Below are 19,363 nucleotides of genomic sequence, written 5' to 3'. Positions count from 1 at the left end.
TATCTTCGTCGTTATTATTTTTTAATTTGTAATATTAATATTACTTAATTACGAAAAATTAGCATACAAAGATTGGTTAAAAACTAGCAAATGACGACTTTTATTGGCTCTATTGATATTTTGGCTCGCGGCTGGTCACTTTTTTCAAGTATTTGCGCGATTCTGCTCTAGGGTGCTTATTGGTAAGCGCCCAGTAAACCGACTTGCTTTCTAACTGATTAATGCGGCTAAACGCGGTATTGCGATTACTGTGAAAGGTTTTCAACACATTGCCAGTACCACCATTGTAAGCAGAGATGATGGCGTAATGCTTACTTTTACTATTGGTGACCTTCTGTAAATACCTGTCGTCAAGAATCGACAAATAAGCAGTGCCGATATCAATATTTTGTGCCGGATTAAACAGTATTTGCTTACTTGGTTGGCCGGATTTACGTTTAACTTTTTGATAAACGTCACGGCCTGCTGTCGCAGGAACCACTTGCATTAGCCCATAGGCGTTAGCGTGACTCACCGCGAATGGATTAAAGCTACTTTCTGTTTCAATAATGGCGTAAATCAGTGAAGGGGCAATCTGATATTTTTTCGATGCCGCGATCACATAGTCGCTAAATTGGTGCTTGCGCAATTTCTGGTGATCGGTAACCAAAGTGAAGTTCACTTGGTGCAATGGCTTTTTACCTAAGCGTTTTTTGATCAGCTTTTGTTTGACTAAGTAATCGGCGAAGCGCCCTGCCCGCCATTGGTAGCGAATGGGTTTTTTATCAGTATCAATAACTTGGCGATACAGAAAAGGCGTGTCGCCTAGTTTCGGAGCGTCACTTGAAAAAATATCCGTATTTGCGGGATCTGCAGGCGTCAGTAAAGTTGTGACAACCGCTTGCTTTAACATTGCAAGCGGCTGCTTCGTTGCGACGGTTTCAACAGTGACTGAGCCTTTGGTGAAATCGATAATGGCTCTGGCCTGATAATCGTTACTGTACTTTACGTATTTGCGCGTGCTTGGTAATTCGCTATTGCCCTTCCCCCATTGCTTTTCTACAAACTGCTCCAGCTCTGCTAGCGCTTGTTTGATTTTCGCTACGTCATATTTAATCGCCTGATGGCTTTGCTCTGCTTGCTTAGCAATAGCAGGAATATTCTCAGGATTGGTTTTAATTTGCTTGACCAGTTTTTCGACATGGGCAGGTGAAGACAGGTTCGGTGTAACCTTGCAGCTGGTAAGTAATGTTAATAAGAAAAACGTTATAAATAGTCGAAACATATTGATTGGAAAAAAGTGACTACGACAAAGCCCCGTTTTACCTTGGCGTTGCGTGAAAAGCCAGTAAAAGCGATGTGATCAAACAAAAACATAACTTAGCGTTGGCTTTTTGAACACTTATCAATTTGACAATGTTTTGTTTGTTACTATAATTCTTTCGAAACGAAACTTATTGCTTTGTATTACTCTAATTATAATTTTTAAAAGCTATCTCTAAAAACTTATGTCCAAAAGAAATACTCAACAGCGCCGTCATATTATTATCAGTGAACTGAATAACCACGGTGAAGTTAGTGTTGATATGCTAGCAAAGCGATTTGAAACTTCAGAGGTTACGATTCGAAAGGATTTAGCGGCTTTAGAAAAAAGTGGCTTACTATTGCGCCGTTATGGTGGCGCAATCGCCCTACCGAAAGAAATTGTTGAATCGGGCTCTGCACAGCTCTCTGTGCAGAAAGAACAAATTGGCAAAGCGGCGGCAAAGCTTATTAAAGATCACTACCGCATTGTTATCGATAGCGGCCGCACGACATCAACCGTGGTGAATCATTTAAGTGATAAAAAAGGCTTAGTAGTGATGACCAATTCACTTAAAGTGGCTGGGCAACTAAACGAATTGGAAAATGAGCCAACATTATTGATGACCGGAGGGACTTGGGATCCCACCTCAGAGTCATTCCAAGGGCAAGTGGCAGAGCAAGTGCTAAAGTCTTACGATTTTGATCAGTTGTTTATCGGTGCTGACGGTATCGATATTGATCGCGGCACCACAACCTTTAACGAGCTAGTCGGTTTGAGTAAAACCATGGCGAGTGTCGCACGTGAAGTGATTGTCATGGTGGAATCAGAAAAAATCGGGCGGCGGATCCCCAATCTAGAACTTGATTGGCAACAAATTAATACGCTGATCACTGACGAGGGCTTGTCGGTAGCAGTAGAGCAAGCATTAACAGCAAAAGGCGTAAAGGTAATTTGCGCCAGCAACAATTAAGGATATTAAATATGTGTGGCATTGTAGGTGCAGTAGCACAGCGAGATGTAGCAGAAATCTTAGTTGAAGGCTTAAAACGCCTCGAATATCGCGGTTATGATTCCGCTGGCGTAGCTGTGGTTGATAGTAACAATCATCTACAACGTGTCCGTCGCTTAGGTAAAGTACAAGCCTTGGCTGACGCGATTAATGAAACACCGCTTACTGGCGGTACCGGTATTGCGCACACCCGTTGGGCAACTCATGGCGCGCCGAGCGAGAACAATGCTCACCCGCATGTTTCGTCAGACACGATTGCCGTGGTGCACAATGGCATTATTGAGAACCATCAAGAACTACGCACTGAACTGCAAGCAAAAGGTTATGAGTTCGTAACCGAAACCGATACCGAAGTGATCGCGCACTTAGTACACCATGAGCTGAAATCAGCGAATAGTTTGTTAGCGGCAGTACAAACTGCCGTTAAGCAACTTGATGGTGCTTACGGCACGGTAATTTTAGACACGCGTGATATTGAGCGTGTGGTTGTTGCTCGCTCAGGTAGCCCCTTGGTAATTGGTTATGGCTTAGGTGAGAACTTTATTGCTTCTGACATGATGGCCTTACTGCCTGTAACACGTAAGTTCGCTTTCCTCGAAGAAGGTGATGTGGCAGAAGTTACTCGCTTTGAAGTGAATGTTTTCGACATTGATGGCAAGCCTGTTATTCGTGAAGCAAAAGAGTCGGAAGTTAGCCACGATGCCGGTGATAAGGGCGAATATCGCCATTACATGCTGAAAGAGATTTACGAGCAGCCAACGGCAATTCGCAACTCGCTAGAAGGTCGCTTATTAGGTGGTGAGCTGAATATTGATACCTTTGGCGCTGGCGCAGATGAAATCTTCCGTGATATCGAGCATGTGCAAATTATTGCCTGTGGTACCAGCTACCATTCAGGCATGGTGGCGCGTTACTGGCTAGAAGCTCATGCCGGCGTGTCGTGTAATGTTGAGATTGCTAGCGAGTTCCGCTATCGCAAGTCTCATGTGCCAAGAAATGCGCTATTAGTGACGATTTCGCAATCAGGCGAGACCGCTGATACTTTAGCGGCACTTCGTTTAGCGAAAGAGCTTGGCTACCGCGCCAGCTTGACCATATGTAACGTACCGGGTTCAAGTTTAGTGCGCGAATCTGACTTAGCATTTATGACCAAAGCAGGTGCAGAAATTGGCGTAGCATCAACCAAAGCGTTTACCACCCAACTGGTTGGTTTAATGATGATGACATTGGCGCTGGGTAAGCATCACGGTATGAGTGATGCGGATCAGCACGCGATGGCGCAAGCGTTAACGACCCTACCGAATAAAATTGAAGAAACTTTTGCCTTAGCGGACGAAATTGAAGATTTAGCGGAAGACTTTGCCGATAAAAATCACTCATTGTTCCTTGGCCGTGGCGATCAGTACCCTATCGCGATGGAAGGTGCGCTTAAGCTAAAAGAGATTTCTTATATTCATGCTGAAGCATACGCGGCGGGTGAATTAAAGCATGGCCCATTAGCGTTAATCGATGCCGAAATGCCAGTAATTGTGGTGGCGCCAAAGAACGACTTAATCGAGAAATTAAAATCGAATGTTGAAGAAGTGCGCGCTCGTGGTGGTTTAATGTATGTATTTGCCGACAGCGCCGCCAAATTTGACAGCGACGATACGATGAAAGTGATTAACGTGCCGCACTGCGACGATATGATTGCGCCAATCGTTTACACCTTACCTTTACAGCTACTGTCTTACTATGTGGCGATAATTAAAGGAACGGATGTCGATCAGCCGCGCAATTTGGCGAAATCGGTAACGGTTGAGTAATTTTATCTGCTGAATTTATGCTTTTTTAGAAAGTAGAACACTAACAAAGGCATTTGAACGAAAAAAGCGACTGCTCATAGAGCTAGTCGCTTTTTTATTGCTATTTTCGCGCAATCATTTTTACTTAAAATGAAAGGCTAAATCGTTCGCGCAAGAATCTAGCAACACCATCGTCATCATGGTGGCCAATGATCGCGGTTGAAGCTGCTTTTATATGGGCTTTAGCATTTTCAGGCGCATAACATTCATCGGCGATTTCAAACATGCTGGTGTCATTGTCGCTATCGCCAAAGCAGATAATGCTATCGGCACCTATTTGATTTTTTAGCGTTAGTACCGCAGAGCCTTTATTGGCTGACGCGTGGTGCACATCCATCCAACGGTAATCTGCTACTAAGGCTTGGCCTGAGTAGGCAACGAGATTTGCTTGAGCCGAGATATTCTTATTCGCCTCTTTAATTATTTCGCTTGGCCCAATCATACTGATGTTAGTGACATGCAGGTCACCTTTACATTGCTCAATTGGTAGCAAGCTGACACCACCTTTCTGGCTTAAACGCTGCAATAGACTTTGCTCGGCTTTATTCTTCAGAGAGCCATGAAAAATATACCGATGTACACTCCCGTCTAACTTAGCGCCTAACGCACTGACAAAAGGAGTCGATTGCGGTGAAGCCATGATTTCGACCGCCGCTAAACTCTCATCCACGCTAAGACAATGATTAAAGCTAAAACGTTTTTCATTGGGACACCAAGTTAATACGCCATTGGTGTAAATATGGGGAAGCGAGAAAGCATGCTCTTTTATCACGGGCGCTGCCGACAAATCACTGCGTCCTGTGGCGATCGTATATTGAATGCTTTGGCTATCGAGCGCACGTAGTGTTGCTAGTGTGTAAGCGGAGAGTTGAGACTGTTTGTTTAATAACGTCTGATCAAGGTCAAAAACGACCAATGGGTTAGTAGCGCGCAAATTTATTATCTCTCTTAGTGGAGGTGTTTTAACACGGCATAGGGATTTTGTCTTAACGGCACTTCAAGGCGGTTGCTACCGTTTTTAGTTGGTTGTCCTACCATTTCATCGTATGCACTTTCGTGCCTGAGAACAATTTCTTTAATGTCGAATTTTTCGAAATGCTCACGCATTTTGGTGAGATTTCTGGTGGTTAGCGTTTTCTGCTCTGATTGCCAAACCACATGTTCACAGCCGTCAATCACAACAATCGCCTGATACAAGGCTTGTTCAAGCGAGTTGATAATTAACTTATCGATTGGCGTGGTTAGCAGGTCTTTATATAGCAATTTCATCTGGTTGCTCGGTTATACGGAATTGTTTTACGCTTAATCTGTTTGATTAATGTACGACTTTCCGCAGCTGTTTGATCAATACCAAGGCTTCTCCCCTCTGAACCAAACATCAATATTCATTTGTTACTTGATCTCAACTTACGTTGAGGTTTTAGGGTTGTGTCTTTCTTATACCAATTGAATTAATTAGTTGATCAATTATGGCGTAGGAAAAAGGTTCATAAACACAGGTTTTATGCTCCAAGCAAAACCTAAGTACCTACATCCATGTAGGCAAGGCGTTGTTTTTTGGTAACTAGTTGTTCTAATTTCAAAAATAACAACACAGTTGATGAGCGTTTTAACCAGCTAGAATGATCAAGTATTTATTGAAATTGGTATTGTTTGATAGAAGGAACAAAACATGAGGATAGCCATTGTCTTAGGCACGAGTAGGCGTGAAGGAAACACTGCTAAATTGGTTAATGACTTCATTAGCAATTGTGAGCAACAAGTGTCGCTTTATCAGCTAAGTGATTTCCACATACTGCCTTATGACTATGAGTTTGCTAATCAAACGGATGATTTTTCAACATTGATTGATGAAGTGGTAACAAAGCACGACGTTATATTGCTCGCCTCACCAATTTACTGGTATTCACCGAGCGCGCAGATGAAAGTGTTTATGGATCGACTAACGGATTTGTTGGAAATTAATAAACCGCTTGGCAGACAATTGAAAGGCAAGGCCGCGGGCGTTATCGCGACAGGCGTCGACGAGCAACCTGCCCACAGTTTTGAACAAATTTTTAGTTTAACGTTTGAGTACCTGCACATGCGCTATTTGGGCATGATTTATGAGTCATACCCTGACGATGGAAGCAATGCATACGACAGCAATGTTAAAATCGAGCAATATGAATCGCTAATTCAACGCTTTCAAGAATAAACTTGCGAGTGTCGCTTGATCAGGCATACCAGTTTCTTTTAAACCCAGTTTTTTTTGATAGGCCAGAAATACTTTACTGTCGATATTGGTAAAGTGTTTACCATCTACCTCACCTTTATAAAAACCCATAGCTTTTAGCCGCTGTTTTGCTCTTAACAATATTTCTTCGTAATGAAAGCCTACCGCATCACCAACTTGAACCTTTACGATCGTCCCCTCTTCGTTAAGCCTAATGGGAAAAATAGACTTTATTAGCGCGTTAGCGGCATCAAAGTACTTAATTTCAGGATTAGATTGGCAGTGCTTTTGTAATAGCATTAATAGCAACTCAGTCGTTTGCCAAGGTGAAATATCGTAGTTTTTTGCTTGGACTTGATTAAATGAGGTGAGATATCCCTCTAGCCAGCCAGCATACAACAAAAAATCAGAACTTCTTTGTTCTGTAGCCGTTAAAAAATCAGCACAAGACTTTCTTGCTGCCCCCTTTGCCGCAAATTTTCCATCTTTGTCAGCAGCTTGCACATGAGTGGTCAACGCCAGTAAGGTTAAGTTGATAGTAAATAAAAGTATTTTAATGTTCTTCATAATTTCCCTATTAAAAAGCCTAAGTAAGAATACTTAGGCTATTTTTATACAACAACTGCTTTTAAATGCTAAATTTTTCTTCTACGTAAGGCTAATCCACCCAAGCCTAAGCTAATTATCAGGATAGACGCTGGTTCAGGGATATCGTTGGCATCTGGTACAAATACCGTAATTGGATCTTGGGTAAATGACAAAGCGCCAGATTCGGCAAAAGCAACGCCAGTAACGAATGCTTGTGGGTTGTCTGGGTCCAAGGCTAGGTCAAGGTTAATACCTTGAATTGAGAATGTAGTTACTCCATTAAATCCATTAAGAACAAAGTCAAAGGTCTCACCTGAGTTAAGTGCAAACTGCTGCAACATATTGTTAAACATAAACTCCAAAATATAGCCGTCTGGGTCAGGAACAGCGTCAAATGGTGGTGCTGTAACCGTTGCAATAGCAAGGCTTGATGTATATGTATAACCGGATGCTACATCAGGATCAAACCAGATTGTTTCGCCTTGTTGAACATCAGGGAGAGTAAAAACAAATGCCCCATCTTCATTCGTAGGGTTACTAGGGTCGGGTAAAATAGGCGTAAATGGCGATTCACCTAGCTCACCGAAACTTGCCAGAAAAATAGTTGAATCGTAGCCGCCATCAGAAGCATCTGCTAGCAGTAATCTAAAGGTATTTACTCCCTCTTGAACAGGTACATCAAATCTAAGTAAAGGGTTACCGTTAGGAGCTAGTACACCATCTAATTCAGTGCCAGGTAAAGGTAGAAAGTCGGGGTGATTGATATTGATAGGTGCTAGTTCATCTCCTGGCGATGATCCTGTTGGTAATGCTCCAGCAACATTTTGACCATTTACAAACAGACCAAAGCCATCCACGAACCCTGAATTGACGAATTCAGGGAATTCCTCTGAACCAAAAGCACCGAAGAAGGTGATTGTTGAGGCGCTATCCTCATCAACAGTGAAGCTGATATCGAGCTGAACGGGGTCGAAATGTTGAAGCTGGCCTGTTAAAGGAGATAGTTGATCGTTTTGTTCTTGACTTGCACTACTTCCATTGTCTAACCCAAATGAATTACTGGTATTTGGGCCGTCTTGATAACTTGTAACGTTACCGGTGCTAAAGACTATACCGCCAGCAGCTGGCAAGTTGTAAACACCGGAGGCATTAGTAAACAAGCCTGCTTGGTTTAATGGTGCGATAGGGTTGTCAAGGTTAACATTCCCATTTTCGCCTGGCCCACACCCTATTTCATCTTCACAATTACCCTCATCACCAGATTCTGAGCTAAATCCACCAGAGAGTATTGCAGAATTTATTGTGATCCCAGAACTCGGAACGAGAAGAGTGTTGGCGAGTTCAGTTGCATCTTGGCTGGCAGTAATGACTATTGCGTACGAAAACTGTGAACTGATCAAGCTAGCTAAAGCACTAACTCCCAGCAGCGAGCGGATCAAACTACGTCTATTTCTCATGTTTTCTTCCTTTAAAATTATGATAATTGATAGTTTTTGTATTGGTCAGACGAGTTAAAAGCAAAACATATGCCCAAACCGGTGGCTTTAGCTACGTTATTGAATTTATTGGGTTGTTTTTGAATCTTGTTGAAAAGGAATTGCTAAAGTGTAAATAAAACAGACGATTAGGGTAAGCTAGGTAAGTTTATAATCGTGATCAGTAGTAAAACTAGTGAAATGAAACCTTTCACCTATCGTTTCCTCTGAACAAATAAAGTAGGCTTTCATAGAGTTGCAAAGTTGATGCGTTATATTATTCATCGCTTTGTATATGAATTGATAGGCGATTTAAGGCCATGCATAAGTGTTGTTGAACGCTATAATGGTTAACCTTTGCCGCGAGTTTACGTAAACTAAAGCAAACACAGGCGTACTTTTAGAATAATTATTGGGAAATCAACTATGCTCACTTCCTCTGCCGAGTGGAAAAACCTTCAAAAACATTATCAAGATATCGAAGATATTCATATGAAATCACTGTTTGAGCAAGACAGTGAGCGCTTCAACAAGTATTCGATGACGGCGGCAGGGCTGACTTTAGATTATTCAAAGAATCATATTACCGAGCAATCCATTGAGCATTTAGTAGCATTGGCTCAAGCTGCCAATGTTGAACAACAGCGTGAGCGCATGTTTGCTGGTAGTGAGATTAATGTGACCGAGCATCGCGCGGTACTGCATACGGCATTGCGTAACTTCTCTGGCCAGCCAGTGTATGTTGATGGCCAAGATGTGATGCCTGAAATTGAACAAACACGCGCGCAAATGAAGCGTTTTGTTGAAGCGGTATCAACCGGTGAAAAGAAAGGTTACAGCGGTAAGGCATTTACTGATGTCATCAGTATTGGCATTGGAGGCTCATTCCTTGGCCCTAAAATTATGTCAGAGGCGTTAAAGCCTTATCGTCAAAAACATATTAATGTGCATTTTGTTGCCAATGTTGATGGCTGTCACTTGCAAGATGTATTAGCGGGCTTAAATCCAGAAACTACGTTAATTATTACGTCGTCAAAGACACTGACGACACAAGAAACATTACGAAATACCCAGTCAGCGAAAGAGTGGTTTTTACAAACCGCTACGCAAGCCGACGTCGAGTATAACTTTGCTTGTGTTTCAACCAATATTGCCGCAGCACAAGAATTTGGTATTAATCCTGACAATATTTTCCCAATGTGGGATTGGGTTGGTGGTCGTTACTCTGTTTGGTCGGCAATTGGCTTACCGTTAGCACTTGCAATAGGTTACGAAAACTACCATGAGTTCTTAACGGGCGCGTTTGAGCTAGATCAGCATTTTCAACAAGCACCGCTGGCGCAAAATATGCCAGTGATTATGGCGCTGCTTGGCATATGGTACCGCAACTTCCACGGTGCTCAATCTCAGGTATTACTACCCTACTACCACTATTTGCGTGGTCTTCCTGCTTATATTCAACAGTTAGATATGGAAAGTAATGGTAAGTCGGTTAACTTAAATAATGAGGAAGCAGACTACGACACTGGCCCGATTATCTGGGGTAGCGAAGGCACCAATGGTCAACACTCATTCCATCAGTTGATCCACCAAAGTAAAACCCATATTCCTGTGGACTTTATGATGCCGCTTCACCCTGCAAGTGAATGTGCCAATCACCACGATATGCTAGCAGCAAACTGTTTTGGCCAAAGTCAGGCGCTGATGGAAGGGCAAAGTGAAGCGCAAGTGATTGCTGCGATGAAAAAGGCAAAATGTAGTACGGAAGAGATCAAAAATCTCTCTAGCCACAAGGTGATGAAAGGCAATAAACCAAGCAATACCTTATTGTTCGATCGCCTTGATCCAAAAACTTTAGGCAGCCTAATTGCGTTGTATGAGCAAAAAGTATTTGTGCAAGGGGTGATTTGGCAGATTAACTCGTTTGATCAGTGGGGGGTAGAGCTAGGTAAAGCACTTGGTAATCAAGTATTAAGTAAACTTGTAGATACCAACGCTGAGTTGACGATGGACGGCTCTACCAATGGTTTAATTTCGCTTTATCGCGCGCGAAAATAACATCTTTCCTTTGTAACCTGCTTACTAAAGAATACACGCTTTAACGTTTGTATCTTTGGTAAGCAGGGTGAAACTCTAAGTAATCACACCAAATACTAAAGCTTTTTGCCGTGAAACGCTTATCCGTTGCGCGATACCACCTCGATGCCCCTCTCGGCGGTAATACAAATTTAATACTGCGACCGTCAATGGCAACATAGCAGGCCAACTCGCGTGTTGTTTCATTGGTTACTTTAACACGGACAAAACCATCGGCGTTGTAACCATATTCAGTGTCGATGCGTGGAATTGCCGATGCATTGAACGTCGTGATTAAGACGACAAGAGCGATAGCTGATTGTTGTTTGATGGCATAAAACAATTTTTTCATAAGAGTCGTTTTATTCACTTGCCTTTTGCACTTGTTGCTTGCTTAGCAGCCATGCAGAAGCGACTATCAAGCTAGTTCCTAACGCCAGCCTAGCGATATCAGCTTGTTCATTAAACAAGGTCAAAGCAAATATAACCGCAAATGGAATATAGGCATTATTCATCACTGCAAGTGATGCTGCGTTAACTTGTTTTGCACCATAATTCCACAGCGCAAAACCTACGCCAGATGCGATGATACCTAAATATAAGATCACTAACCATTGACGGTTAGTAATCTCTGACACGCCCACATAAGACTGCTCAACTAACACAATTATCTGCATAAAAATTGCCGCGCCTATGTACATAATCGACATATTGTTGGTGTGGTCAGTGTTGTGCATTTTACTGATACGTTGATAACCAACTTGGCCTGCGGAAAATGCGAGGTTAGCACCTTGCAATATGATAAAACCAACTAACCAAGCATCACTATCTGGCGCTTGAAAAACGATCACGGCAGCACCAGCTATTGAGAGTAAAATGGGCAGCACCTGTTGTCCGTTAACACGACGTGACAGTATGCCGTCGATAAGAAAAACGTACATAGGCGTAAATATTGTGAATACTGCGACCAAGTAGCCAGGTAAATATTGATAAGAACTAATATAGGCCCAGTACATCACACCAAACTGCAGGGCTCCTAATAATAGAAGCTGAACGCTTAGTTTGTTATTGGTGGTCAAACGAATGAAAGGCAAAAATACCAAGGCGCACAATAACAGTCGTAATGCTGAGACAAGACTTGGAGCAATACCGGTTAATTCGCCTTTAATGAGCCCAAAGGAAAATGCCCATAAAATTGAAACAAAAACGAGAGCTTTCACAGTACTTTGTTATGCGTAGTTTGATTGAATTTCTGAGATAGTAGCATAAAGCCAAATTCAGATATTGAGAGATTTTCGGTGCTTATTTGCACAAGTTAACAGAAAGGAAAAATTTTTTGCGCTGGCGGGTTGAAACCGAGTTAACTAGCTACCATGTCTGTTGTAACAAAATGTAGTCGGTTCGACTGCATGATGAACAAAACAATAATTAAACTGATGCCATTGCGGTATTGAGTTGTATTTTGAAGAGAGAAGTATTGCCATGGCGAATTTAGTACCAATTAAAAAAGAACATCACCAAAATTTAAAAATCGCTGCACAGCGCAGCTTAAAGCATATTGCAGGCTTACATATTGTGCCAATTACTGCGCCTGAGTACTCAAAAGGTGCAATGAGCTACCCTGTATTTATTGTTAAAGATCCTGATTCAAACCGTTTTCGCTCAGTGGCTATGCTAGGTTTAGAAACGGGTGAAAACTTATTCTTGAAAGGTGATGACTGGACTGGTTTATACGCACCGCAAAGTGTTGGTATGGTGCCATTCGCATTAGGTTTAGACCCAGAAAAAGAAAAAACATTAACGGCTTGTGTTGACCTAGATAGCGAATATGTAGGTGAAGATAAAGAGCTACCTTTGTATAACGAAAAAGGCGAAGAAACTGACTTGATGAAGAACATTCAAGACACGCTTGGCCGCTTATATGAAAGTGAAGTAATGACTGAGCGTTTCATCAAAGAAATGCAAGACGCAGAATTACTTGAAGAAGTTGAATTAGTGATTACGTTTGCCAACGGTGAGAAGAAAAAAATTGTTGGTATTCATACCATTAAAGAGCCGAAGCTACGTGAGTTATCAGACGAGCAAGTACTAGATTTTCACAAGCGTGGTATGTTCATCCCAATTCACTCAATGCTATCGTCAATTGGTCAATTAAACCGTCTGGCTCAGTTACGTAACGAACAGAGTGACGTGAAGGTGGCTGGCGTACAAGTAGTGCCACTTGAAAAATAAAATGAATTTATAAAATAGTTAATATAATCATTATATTAATCACAAATTAGGGGCTTAGGCCCCTTTTTTATTGGCATAAGTCTTCGGTACTCATACAGCGTGCGATAACGGTTAACAACTAGCCACTGCTGTGTTAATTTAAGCTACATTGCTAATAATAGGTTATGTGGTAAATAACGAGGATTTTATGGCAGACAACAATAAACTTTCCAAGGAACTGGAAGAACAAATACAAAGCCTAGCCAGTGAAGTCTACATTCAAGTAGAAGAGCGTATGGCGAGTATTATATCGTCTGCGCAACAACAGCCTATCTCAGAGCAAGTGATCACAGAACATCAGCTCTACCAAGCAGCCCTCGAGAAGCAACAACAGTTAGCTGCAGATCTCGCAGCGGCTAACCAACAAACCGAGGCAGAACAAGCCAAACACCAACAAGCCCTCGATGAGCTGCAAGCGAAACTTGATGCTAGTGAGTCTGAAGTAAAAAATATTGGTGAATTGAACAACGCTAAACTTACTGACACTGAGCAAGTACTTAAAGAAAAAATCGCAAATATAGCTGCGCAAGAACAAAAGATTGCTGAGTTAAATGACGAGCAAAATAAAACTCAGGAAAAGCTGGCAGATATCACCGAGCAACTAGCACAGACTAAACAAGAAAACCAAACGCTAGCAACAAAAGAGCAAAACTTACTCAAATCAGACAAAGCAAAAACCGCAACGCTGGAAGTTCAAAATCAGCAAATATCTGATCTCAATACCAAGTTAAATGAAGTTAGCAGTGCACTAGAACATGCCCAATCACAATTTGGCCAGAAAAATGAAAGCATGCAAGCATCATTGGCCAACGAACAAGCGCAAACGAAACTATTATCGGAGCAAGTCAGCACCCTGACTGAACAGCTTGATCAAAGCCAAGCACAACAGGATAAAGACCAAGGAGAGTTGCAGGCCAAGCTAGCGGAAGCAGAGCTGCAACGTAATGAATTTAAAACTGAGCTAGATGCAATAACTACCGAGCTTAACGACAAAGCTGAGCAAGTAAACCTACTTCAGCAAAGCTTGCAGAAAGTAGAACAAAATGAGCAAGCGTTAACACAACAAGTTGGTGACGCAGCAAAACAAAGCCAGACGCTTGAAGCACAGGTTAAGCAGTTATCAGATCAGTTAACACAGGCTAACAGCCATGGCGAGCAGCAAACCAAAGCGCTGGATGACGCTAAACAAGCACTTGCTGAGAAATCTGAGCAATTAACGCAGCTTGAAACTAATCATCAGCAAGCGTCGGCAAAGCAAGCTGAACAATATCAAGTTGAAACGGAAAAATATCAAGCTGCTGAACGCAGTTATCAGCAGCAACTTGAGCAAGCCAAAATGAAAGCGAATGATGCTGAACGCGAGCATCAGTCTCAGCTTCAGCAAGTTAAGGCATTGCAAGAGCAAGTGGCGACGTTGACAGAGAAAGTCACTATCGCTCAAAAGCAACATGAAAGTGATGATGCCATTATTAGTGAATTAACCGGCAAGTTAGCGGCTGGTGAATCTTTGTTTACGGAGAAAATTGAAGATTTAACCAGCCAAGTGGAATCGCTTGAAAAGCAATTAACGCAAGAACAGCAAAGCTCAGAACAACAGCAGATCAAGCTCGATAAGCTAAATGAACAAATCAAGCAAGCACTAGCAAATGAGCAAAAAGCGGAAGAAAAGCTGGCTAATGCGAAAGAGAAATTCGAGCAAGATAACAATAACACCCGCGAAACAATTAAGTATTTGCGTGATGAAAACTTAGAGCTTAATACTAAGCACGAGCAAGAGTTGACTGAGTTAGAAGATAAATTACGCGAATATCGTTTGCGCTTTGAATACGCGCAGCAGCAGCTTCAGCAAAACTAGAGCGTGTTGATCTTTCGAGGTTGAGTTTTGTTCAAGCTAAACGCTTTCTGATCACGGCGCTCGGTTTGTGGCATAGTTGTTCTCGGCTTTGTCTCCTGAGTCGCTCTACCTCCTGCATCCATGCAGTCGTATGTAAAAATCGAGCAACAAAGAGCAGGAAGCGTTTGGATGAACCTTTCAGGCAGCGCCTGTTTGGCTTCTCTACTGCGTTGTCGCGCCTTTATGTAGAATAACTACACGACATGTGCTCCGCCTTGTATAAAACCCAAACAGACTGCTGCAAAAACAACCCTGAAAGGTCAACACGCTCTAACTATTTATTGGATAAAAATTTAACAACTCCCGCTGATTTCACAAGAGATCAGCGCAAGATCTTTGTATACTCTCGGCAACGCTAGTTAACGAGACTTCTTCTATGGCAATTCGCCTGCCTTTGGCAAAATTATCTTTATGGCAACAAACCGCATTTTGTTGCGCATTACTGGAGCGCATGTTGCCCAACTATGCGATGTTTTCGCAAGCGGCAGAGTTTGGCGACGTTAATGTCCTGCGCAATCAACTTGATTTGATCTGGCAGCGCCTTGATAGCAAGCAAAAAGTTAAACTAAATTTCGACGCTCAGTTGGAAAAATTAGAAGAACAAATTCCTGATCCAGAAGCCTTTGACTTCTTTGGCGTGTTTCCTGCGCTCGATGTTTGTATGGCATTAATGTCGCTGCTACAGGCTTTACAAAGTAAAGATGCACAAGAATTTGCTAATGTCTCAAGGTTATCGCACAACAGTGTGAGCTATTATGTTGAGTTGCTGTTAGTAGAAGAAAGTGATGATGCAGATGATGAACTTTCCATTTCACAGCAGCAACTGAATCAGCACCCATTAATGGAATGGGAATTAGCCACACAGAATGAATTGTTTGATTTTCTCAAGCAAGCGCCTGAAAACAAGAACACCTGTCAGCAAGCAAAGGCGATGGTGTTAGAAGAAGGATTATCGAACTTAGGTATTGAAATAACTTAAGTATTGAAATTTAATTGTCTTTTTTGCCTTAATCTTTGTTGCAATTGCAGAGTAAAAACTTGGAAACCTTCGGATGGAACCACAAGAGTCAAAAGATAAGCAAGCGGTTAGTACTTTAAATAGCCAACAAAAGTTAGCAACCGCGCCGTCGATTATAGCCACCTTGTTTTGGGCGCTGTTTCTATACATAGTGCCAAGCTTTATCGTCAGCTTTGGCTTTGGCATGTATGCACAAGCTTACGGAGTAGCAAGTGGCGACGCCTGGTTTGCTCAGGTTGAAACCCTACTTGCCATGACGTTTGCAGTTTATTTGATCGTACTGCCCTGCCTATGGTTATTGGCAAAATATAGTCATGAACCCCAGTCCTGCCATGAAACTAGAGCAGCCCGACATTTCCTCAACTTGGCTCTGCCATTACCGAAACTAGTATGGTTAGTGATTGTCTTTAGCGCAGCATTTTGGCTAATGATGACGGTCGCAACTTATGTCTTGGCGCTTGAAGAAGAGCCATTTATGGAGCAGCTCAAGAACTCTGCCACGCCAATATGGTTTATTGTGTTGAATACGTGTGTGTTGGCGCCCATCGTTGAAGAACTTGTTTTTCGGGGCTGGCTATTTAAGCGCTTCGCCTTAACGCAATTGGGGCTGGTCGGTGCGATTGCGATCACAAGTTTGTTATTCGCAGCCATTCACATTCAATACAGTATGGCAGGCATCATTTTTGTATTTGTATTGGGACTTTACTTCACTTGGATACGGGTAAAATACCAAAGTACCAGCTTAGCGATCGTAGCTCACGCAACCTGCAATAGCCTAACCATGTTTGCTTTGTATTACTTATACTAACTGGTACAAGCGATAAGTAACTTGGCCTGCAGTTTTCTCTTTTGCTAACTGCCAGTTTGCCGGCACACTCGGTGTTGGGCTATCGGATTCTGTTTCTACATAAACTAACGCGTTTTCACTAAGCCAACCGGAAGTGAGCAAGTCAATGGTTTGCTGAGCCAGTTGCTGCCTAAATGGTGGATCAACAAATACAATATCGAACTGGTTTTTAGGCTTGGTAAGAAAATCTAACGTGTTGGTATTCACCACCTCTAGGTTGGTGGCGTTTAGCAACGATTGGTTGGCTTTTAACTGTTTGGCTGCCGCGTCATTGAGTTCGAGCATAGTGACCGTTTCCGCTCCGCGCGATTGCGCTTCAAAACCCAAGCTGCCCGCTCCGGCAAAGCAGTCTAAGCAGTTACTGCCTTGAATATCTGTCATTAACCAGTTGAATAAGGTTTCTTTAACGCGATCGGTTGTTGGGCGCAGGCCATCAGCTGACAAAACAGGCAGTTTTCTTCCTCTGTGCTGACCTGCAATGATACGAATTGAGCTAGTTGATTTTTGTGACTTAGCTGTCGAAGAAGTCGTTGAGCGTTTGCGAGCGCGCGCTTTATTCATTTAGCATTACTCATTTATTTGATCTGATTGACATCGAGCCAATAAATACCAATTGAAATAAATACTTAATCATTCAGCGAGAATTAAAAGGCTTAGCGGCAAGGCATTGATTGCAGAGAGTGGTCACTCCCCTTTACATGGGATGCAAAATCAATAACGCCGCATAAGAGTCTTTTAAACTCGCCCGTTGGGAGCGTGTCAGCGTCGCGATAACTTCGCCAAATTGATGAGATGTAGAATAACTATATCAACAAAAATTTGGCTTGTTCTCCCACCGCTGACAGCGCTCTGAATTGATCAATTAATTAATTCAATTGGCATTAGATAAGCCGTCCGGTTTTTCAAGACAGAATTAGGTGGTAATATAGCGACCAATTTTATCTGGTATCCGCTTGCTTGGCTATAAGGATGCCAAACCTATCGAATTGACAACACACTGGAGACATTCTTTAAGATGGCATGTCGTCGAGGTGATGTCTGGCTTAGATTGTCTGCATCAAGTTAACTTAATGCTGTGACCATGGCTAAAGTACGAACCAAACTTGCTTAATCGAGCAAGCACAACCAAGTAATAAATAGTAGATATTATGGCAAAGAAAAAAGGCTTATTTTCTCGTTTTGGTCGAGGCAAACAGAATTCCCCTGAGCAAGAAGTTGCCAGTGAATCAAGTGCAAGTTCAGCTGAAACCGAACAGAAAAAACAAGGTTTCTGGTCGAAATTAGGCTTTGGTAAAGACGATACATCAAATGGTGTAAACGATGCACAGGCTAGCGAACCCCAAACTAGCGAATCAACAATCACTGAATCAACTACTACGGAATCAACTACTACGGAATCAAAAAGCAGCGAAGCAGTGCCTGCTGACATAGAAACGACCGAGCAAGATACGCCTGTTGCAGAAGTGGATGCACCGCAGGCGCAGCAGCAACAAGTTAAGCAAACAGCGCCAGTTGAATCAGAAACAGTCGTTGAAGCTGCCAGTGATCTAAACCTTGAGCCTATTGGAGAAAAGCCTCTTGTTTCAGCAGATAGCGACACCAATAATGTCTTGCCAGAGCCAGAGCCAGAGCCAGAGCCAGAGCCAGAGCCAGAGCCAGAGCCAGAGCCAGAGCCAGAGCCAGAGCCAGAGCCAGAGCCAGAGCCAGAGCCAGAGCAGAAAAAAGGCTTCTTCGCACGTTTAAAACAGAGCTTAAGCAAAACTCGCCAAAACCTAGGCGGCGGTATTTTCGATCTGTTTCGTGGTAAAAAAATTGATGATGATCTATTTGAAGAACTAGAAACTCACCTATTGCTGGCTGATGTCGGTGTTGATACCACAATGAAAATTATCGACTCACTGACTGATGCTGCGTCGAGAAAGCAACTTAAAGATGCAGAAGCGCTTTATGACTTGCTTAAAGTGGAATTGAAAAATTTAGTAGACCCCGTTACTCAGCCGCTTGATATTCCAAAAAGCGATACGCCTTATGTGATTTTAATGGTTGGCGTTAATGGTGTGGGTAAAACGACAACCATTGGTAAACTCACCAAGCAACTTCAGGCGCAGGGTAAGTCGGTTATGTTAGCTGCGGGCGATACCTTCCGCGCGGCGGCGGTAGAGCAACTGCAAGTTTGGGGTGAGCGCAACGATATCCCAGTGATTGCTCAGCACACTGGCGCAGACAGTGCATCGGTTATCTTTGATGCATTAAATGCTGCTAAAGCGCGTGGAGCTGATGTATTAATTGCCGATACCGCAGGTCGACTACAAAACAAAGGCCACTTGATGGAAGAGTTGAAGAAAGTGGTACGTGTGATGAAGAAAATCGACGAAAACGCACCACACGAAGTGATGCTCACCATAGATGCTGGCACTGGTCAAAACGCGCTTAGCCAAGCGCAGTTATTTGATGAAGCGGTTAATTTATCTGGTATCACACTAACCAAGCTTGATGGTACTGCCAAAGGTGGTGTGGTATTTGCGATTGCCGATAAATACCAAATCCCAATTCGCTACATTGGCGTCGGTGAAGGTATTGACGACTTGCGTCCATTTAATAGTGATGACTTTATTGAAGCCTTGTTTAGTAAGGAAAATAGCTAAAGAGAGTAGCTAAACGGAGAGCCCCAAAGGATAAATAGCACTGATGGTAATTGTCGCGATGGGCTTTAGTCGTTGCTTTTAAACTCAGGGATGATAACAATAAAGCATTGGTTGCAGCGTTGGCTTACTTAAATTAATCCAACGCTGTGCACTGCCAAAAGAGAATAAAGGCAAAAGACGGCTAATAAATCAGTCG

General features: G+C 42.6%; 17 protein-coding genes. 9 read left to right on the top strand and 8 right to left on the bottom strand.

From position 1 onward, the window contains the following. Positions 1–109 precede the first annotated feature (109 nt). A complete protein-coding gene (locus ACSLUR_RS10370) occupies positions 110–1,264 on the bottom strand; it encodes a murein transglycosylase domain-containing protein (protein WP_448554246.1) in 1,155 nt (384 codons plus the stop codon). Positions 1,265–1,487: 223 nt separating this feature from the next. Here ACSLUR_RS10370 and ACSLUR_RS10365 point away from each other — a divergent pair, with 223 nt between their 5' ends. Both ACSLUR_RS10365 and glmS read left to right on the top strand, forming a co-directional pair. After that, on the top strand, positions 1,488–2,255 hold the full coding sequence (locus ACSLUR_RS10365; RefSeq protein WP_448554244.1) for a DeoR/GlpR family DNA-binding transcription regulator: 768 nt from the start codon (positions 1,488–1,490) through the stop codon (positions 2,253–2,255). 11 nt (positions 2,256–2,266) lie between these two features. Next, entirely contained in the window at positions 2,267–4,099 is a 1,833-nt protein-coding gene (gene glmS / locus ACSLUR_RS10360; protein WP_448554242.1) for a glutamine--fructose-6-phosphate transaminase (isomerizing), read from the top strand. 124 nt (positions 4,100–4,223) lie between these two features. Here the strand turns inward: glmS and ACSLUR_RS10355 are convergent, their stop codons facing one another. Then, positions 4,224–5,072 (bottom strand): HAD family hydrolase, encoded by an 849-nt coding sequence (locus ACSLUR_RS10355; RefSeq protein ID WP_448554240.1) that lies wholly within the window; start codon positions 5,070–5,072, stop codon positions 4,224–4,226. A gap of 14 nt (positions 5,073–5,086) precedes the next feature. Next, positions 5,087–5,407 carry a DUF6482 family protein gene (locus ACSLUR_RS10350; protein WP_448554238.1) on the bottom strand — a complete coding sequence of 107 codons (321 nt, stop codon included), beginning with the start codon at positions 5,405–5,407 and terminating at the stop codon, positions 5,087–5,089. Positions 5,408–5,810: 403 nt separating this feature from the next. Here ACSLUR_RS10350 and ACSLUR_RS10345 point away from each other — a divergent pair, with 403 nt between their 5' ends. Beyond that, positions 5,811–6,335, top strand: a complete 525-nt coding sequence (locus ACSLUR_RS10345) for a flavodoxin family protein (protein WP_448554236.1) — start codon at positions 5,811–5,813, stop codon at positions 6,333–6,335. Here ACSLUR_RS10345 and ACSLUR_RS10340 read toward each other — a convergent pair. Continuing rightward, positions 6,312–6,857 carry a peptidoglycan-binding domain-containing protein gene (locus ACSLUR_RS10340; RefSeq protein ID WP_448554234.1) on the bottom strand — a complete coding sequence of 182 codons (546 nt, stop codon included), beginning with the start codon at positions 6,855–6,857 and terminating at the stop codon, positions 6,312–6,314. The two genes, ACSLUR_RS10345 and ACSLUR_RS10340, sit on opposite strands and share 24 nt — an antisense overlap. 131 nt (positions 6,858–6,988) lie before the next feature. Then, positions 6,989–8,398 carry a choice-of-anchor L domain-containing protein gene (locus ACSLUR_RS10335; RefSeq protein WP_448554232.1) on the bottom strand — a complete coding sequence of 470 codons (1,410 nt, stop codon included), beginning with the start codon at positions 8,396–8,398 and terminating at the stop codon, positions 6,989–6,991. A gap of 444 nt (positions 8,399–8,842) precedes the next feature. Between ACSLUR_RS10335 and pgi the strand changes: the two genes are divergently transcribed. Continuing rightward, entirely contained in the window at positions 8,843–10,474 is a 1,632-nt protein-coding gene (gene pgi / locus ACSLUR_RS10330) for a glucose-6-phosphate isomerase (protein WP_448554230.1), read from the top strand. Between the two features lie 40 nt (positions 10,475–10,514). On the opposite strand, the gene ACSLUR_RS10325 is transcribed toward pgi, so the two are convergent. Together ACSLUR_RS10325 and ACSLUR_RS10320 are read right to left on the bottom strand one after the other, a co-directional pair. Next, the gene (locus ACSLUR_RS10325; RefSeq protein ID WP_448554228.1) at positions 10,515–10,844 is read right to left on the bottom strand and encodes a hypothetical protein; all 330 of its coding nucleotides are present in this window, start codon (positions 10,842–10,844) and stop codon (positions 10,515–10,517) included. A 10-nt stretch (positions 10,845–10,854) separates the two neighbouring features. After that, the gene (locus ACSLUR_RS10320) at positions 10,855–11,712 is read right to left on the bottom strand and encodes an EamA family transporter (protein WP_448554226.1); all 858 of its coding nucleotides are present in this window, start codon (positions 11,710–11,712) and stop codon (positions 10,855–10,857) included. Between the two features lie 262 nt (positions 11,713–11,974). Here ACSLUR_RS10320 and ACSLUR_RS10315 point away from each other — a divergent pair, with 262 nt between their 5' ends. The 4 genes from ACSLUR_RS10315 to ACSLUR_RS10300 all read left to right on the top strand — a co-directional run bounded on the left by ACSLUR_RS10315 (position 11,975) and on the right by ACSLUR_RS10300 (position 16,483). Beyond that, positions 11,975–12,724, top strand: coding sequence for a SapC family protein (locus ACSLUR_RS10315; protein WP_448554224.1), 750 nt, complete (start codon positions 11,975–11,977; stop codon positions 12,722–12,724). Positions 12,725–12,911: 187 nt separating this feature from the next. Further along, the gene (locus tag ACSLUR_RS10310) at positions 12,912–14,618 is read left to right on the top strand and encodes a hypothetical protein (RefSeq protein WP_448554222.1); all 1,707 of its coding nucleotides are present in this window, start codon (positions 12,912–12,914) and stop codon (positions 14,616–14,618) included. A gap of 415 nt (positions 14,619–15,033) precedes the next feature. Next, a complete protein-coding gene (locus tag ACSLUR_RS10305) occupies positions 15,034–15,636 on the top strand; it encodes a YjaG family protein (RefSeq protein WP_448554220.1) in 603 nt (200 codons plus the stop codon). A gap of 73 nt (positions 15,637–15,709) precedes the next feature. After that, positions 15,710–16,483 (top strand): CPBP family intramembrane glutamic endopeptidase, encoded by a 774-nt coding sequence (locus tag ACSLUR_RS10300; RefSeq protein WP_448554218.1) that lies wholly within the window; start codon positions 15,710–15,712, stop codon positions 16,481–16,483. Here the strand turns inward: ACSLUR_RS10300 and rsmD are convergent. Beyond that, a complete protein-coding gene (gene rsmD / locus ACSLUR_RS10295) occupies positions 16,475–17,083 on the bottom strand; it encodes a 16S rRNA (guanine(966)-N(2))-methyltransferase RsmD (protein WP_448554216.1) in 609 nt (202 codons plus the stop codon). The two genes, ACSLUR_RS10300 and rsmD, sit on opposite strands and share 9 nt — an antisense overlap. Positions 17,084–17,670: 587 nt before the next feature. Between rsmD and ftsY the strand changes: the two genes are divergently transcribed. After that, on the top strand, positions 17,671–19,167 hold the full coding sequence (ftsY, locus tag ACSLUR_RS10290) for a signal recognition particle-docking protein FtsY (protein ID WP_448554214.1): 1,497 nt from the start codon (positions 17,671–17,673) through the stop codon (positions 19,165–19,167). Positions 19,168–19,363 lie beyond the last annotated feature (196 nt).

The sequence above is a fragment of the Thalassotalea montiporae genome, from assembly GCF_053485855.1.
Note: the sequence above shows the minus strand (reverse complement) of the source record. Positions and strands in the feature narration are given on the sequence as shown.

Bases quoted from the DNA above. Each gene is read 5' to 3' on its own strand.
- ACSLUR_RS10370 (WP_448554246.1), bottom strand. From the start codon at position 1,264: ATGTTTCGACTATTTATAACGTTTTTCTTATTAACATTACTTACCAGC.
- ACSLUR_RS10365 (WP_448554244.1), top strand. From the start codon at position 1,488: ATGTCCAAAAGAAATACTCAACAGCGCCGTCATATTATTATCAGTGAA.
- glmS (WP_448554242.1), top strand. From the start codon at position 2,267: ATGTGTGGCATTGTAGGTGCAGTAGCACAGCGAGATGTAGCAGAAATC.
- ACSLUR_RS10350 (WP_448554238.1), bottom strand. From the start codon at position 5,407: ATGAAATTGCTATATAAAGACCTGCTAACCACGCCAATCGATAAGTTA.
- ACSLUR_RS10345 (WP_448554236.1), top strand. From the start codon at position 5,811: ATGAGGATAGCCATTGTCTTAGGCACGAGTAGGCGTGAAGGAAACACT.
- ACSLUR_RS10335 (WP_448554232.1), bottom strand. From the start codon at position 8,398: ATGAGAAATAGACGTAGTTTGATCCGCTCGCTGCTGGGAGTTAGTGCT.
- pgi (WP_448554230.1), top strand. From the start codon at position 8,843: ATGCTCACTTCCTCTGCCGAGTGGAAAAACCTTCAAAAACATTATCAA.
- ACSLUR_RS10325 (WP_448554228.1), bottom strand. From the start codon at position 10,844: ATGAAAAAATTGTTTTATGCCATCAAACAACAATCAGCTATCGCTCTT.
- ACSLUR_RS10315 (WP_448554224.1), top strand. From the start codon at position 11,975: ATGGCGAATTTAGTACCAATTAAAAAAGAACATCACCAAAATTTAAAA.
- ACSLUR_RS10310 (WP_448554222.1), top strand. From the start codon at position 12,912: ATGGCAGACAACAATAAACTTTCCAAGGAACTGGAAGAACAAATACAA.
- ACSLUR_RS10305 (WP_448554220.1), top strand. From the start codon at position 15,034: ATGGCAATTCGCCTGCCTTTGGCAAAATTATCTTTATGGCAACAAACC.
- ACSLUR_RS10300 (WP_448554218.1), top strand. From the start codon at position 15,710: ATGGAACCACAAGAGTCAAAAGATAAGCAAGCGGTTAGTACTTTAAAT.
- rsmD (WP_448554216.1), bottom strand. From the start codon at position 17,083: ATGAATAAAGCGCGCGCTCGCAAACGCTCAACGACTTCTTCGACAGCT.
- ftsY (WP_448554214.1), top strand. From the start codon at position 17,671: ATGGCAAAGAAAAAAGGCTTATTTTCTCGTTTTGGTCGAGGCAAACAG.